The 2,436-nt window shown below is 73.9% G+C and carries 3 protein-coding genes; 2 read left to right on the forward strand and 1 reads right to left on the reverse strand.

From position 1 onward, the window contains the following. Nucleotides 1–303: 303 nt before the first annotated feature. A complete protein-coding gene (locus ACIRRS_RS16760; RefSeq protein ID WP_402970980.1) occupies nt 304–819 on the forward strand; it encodes a GNAT family N-acetyltransferase in 516 nt (171 codons plus the stop codon). Nucleotides 820–870: 51 nt separating this feature from the next. On the opposite strand, the gene ACIRRS_RS16765 is transcribed toward ACIRRS_RS16760, so the two are convergent. After that, nucleotides 871–1,191, reverse strand: a complete 321-nt coding sequence (locus ACIRRS_RS16765) for a winged helix-turn-helix transcriptional regulator (RefSeq protein ID WP_402970983.1) — start codon at nt 1,189–1,191, stop codon at nt 871–873. A gap of 143 nt (nt 1,192–1,334) precedes the next feature. Here ACIRRS_RS16765 and ACIRRS_RS16770 point away from each other — a divergent pair, with 143 nt between their 5' ends. After that, complete coding sequence (locus tag ACIRRS_RS16770) at nt 1,335–2,174, forward strand: SDR family oxidoreductase (protein WP_402970986.1); 840 nt, start codon at nt 1,335–1,337, stop codon at nt 2,172–2,174. Nucleotides 2,175–2,436 lie beyond the last annotated feature (262 nt).

Raw genomic sequence — 2,436 nt, forward strand, 5'->3', positions numbered from 1 at the left:
CCGGCGCCCCCCCCCCCCCCCCGCCCCGCCCCCCCCCGCCGGGGCCCGGGGCGGCGCGGGGGGCCCGCGGCCCCCCCCACCGCCCGTTGGCCTCCTGTACAGTGGTTTCCGTTCGTGTTCGATCAGGATCTGAAGAATCAGGGAGGTGAGGTTGATGACCGCGCTCGCGGCCACCGTGCGCAGTGCCCGGGTCTCCCTCACGTCCCGGGCCGTGGCCTGACCTCATCCTGTCCGCCCTCGCCGGGAGCGTGAGCTCGCGAGGCGCTCACACGAACACCACCCCGAAACGGATCCTCATCCACCATGAGCACCCACACCTGGATCACGCGCGCCGAGACCAGCGCCGACATCCCCGCCATCCGTGAGATCAACCTCGCCGCCTTCGGCACCGAGGGAGAAGCCGACCTCGTCGACGCCCTGCGCGCCGACCCGGACGCGTGGATCGACGGCCTCTCCCTCGTCTCGACGGACGAGGACGGCCGCATCGTCGGCCACGCCCTGCTCACCCGCTGCCACATCGGCGACACCCCGGCCCTGTGCCTGGCACCGTGCGCCGTCCGTCCCGATCAGCAGAGGAGCGGCGCCGGCTCCGCGGCCGTCCGCGCCGCCCTCACGGCGGCCGAGGACATGGGCGAGCGGTACGTAGTCGTCCTGGGGCACCCGACCTACTACCCCCGGTTCGGCTTCACCCGCGCCTCCACCCACGGCATCGGCCTGACCATCGACGTCCCGGACGAGGCCCTGATGGCCCTCACTCTCGACACCGCCCACCCCCTCCCCGGCGGAACCGTCCGGTACGCCGCACCCTTCGGTATCTGACCCACCCGCGACACGGGCCCCGGCCGCACCCGGCCGGGGCCCACAACTGCGCTACCCCGCGTCCTGCTCCGAGAGCCGCCGCGTGATCCGGTCGAAGAGCTCCGAGAGCGGCTCGCCGACGTCCCGGCCGAACTCCGTCAGCCCGTACGTGACCTGAGGCGGCGTCGTCGGCTCGACCTCCCGCCGGACCAGGCCGTCCTGGACCAGCGCGCGCAGGGTCTGGGCGAGCATCTTCTCGCTGATGCCCCGGATGCTGTCGCGCAGCTCGTAGAACCGAAGGTCGTTGCTCCGCAAGGAGATCAGCACCCAGATGCCCCACCTGCTGGTGACGTGGTCGACCATGTCGCGCGCGGGGCAGTCGGTGTGAAACACCTCATACCGCGCCCCTGCCTCAGCCTGTCTGTCCTGCACGCTTCCCCCCACGTGACGAGCTTACCCAAAGGTATGTCCTTACCAAAGGTAAGCCCTCACTCCTACCGTGGAGACCACAGAGCACATCGGACAAGGAGCCGTAGATGATCGTGGTGACCGGGGCTACCGGGAACGTGGGCCGACCCCTGACGAAGGCGCTGGCCCAGGCGGGCCAGCAGGTGACGGCGGTGTCGCGCCACCCGGCGGCGGTGCCGGACGGCGTCCGCCACGTCGTCGCCGACCTGGCCGAACCAACCAGCCTCGCGCCCGCGCTGACCGGGGCGGACGCACTCTTCCTGCTGCTGTCCGGCGACCTCCACGCCGCCGGGGCCCGCCCGGCCGACATCATCGGCCGGGCCGCGGCCGCCGGGGTCCGCCGAGTCGTCCTGCTCTCCACGCAGGGGGTGACGACCAGGCCCTTCGGTGCGACGCGGATCGCGATGCGCGCACTGGAGGACACGCTGAAGGAGTCCGGCCTGGAGTGGGCCGTCCTGCGGCCCGGCGGCTTCGCCTCCAACGCCCTCTGGTGGGCCGAGTCCATCCGCACGCACCAGGTCGCCGCCGCCCCCTTCGGCGACGTCGGGCTGCCGATCCTCGACCCGACGGACATCGCCGAGACCGCGGCGGCCTGCCTGCTGGACGACCGGCACAGCGGCAACGTGTACGAGCTGACCGGCCCGGAGCTGATCTCGCCGCGCCGGCAGGCCCAGGCCCTCGCCGCCGCCCTGGGCTCCCCGGTCCGCTTCCACGACCTCACCCGCGCCGAGGCCAAGGCCGCCATGACCCAGGCCATGCCCGCCGAACTCGCCGACGACACCCTGGACATCCTCGGCTCCCCGAACCCCGCCGAACTCCGCATCAGCCCCGACGTGGAGCGCGTCCTCGGCCGCGCCCCGCACCCCTTCACCACCTGGGCCACCCGCAACATCGCCGCCTTCCGCTGAGCCCGGCCAGCGCCTCCGGAAGCTGCTCGGCGTACTCCGCGATCCACTGCTGACAGTCGATGAACCCCATCCGAAGCCGACGTCGGCGATATGCCCGGGCCCAACCGCCCCACCCCCACGGCAAGCTGGACAGCATCCCCCTGGTGGGGGGGGGGGGGGGGGGCGCCCCCCCCGCCCCCCCCCCCCCCCCCCCCCCGCCGACCCCCCCCCCCCCCCCCGCCCGCGCCCCCCCCCCCGGCGGCGCCGCCCCCCCCCCCCCCCG

The sequence above is a fragment of the Kitasatospora sp. NPDC101183 genome, from assembly GCF_044767945.1.
In the GTDB taxonomy this organism is placed as follows: Bacteria; Actinomycetota; Actinomycetes; order Streptomycetales; family Streptomycetaceae; genus Kitasatospora.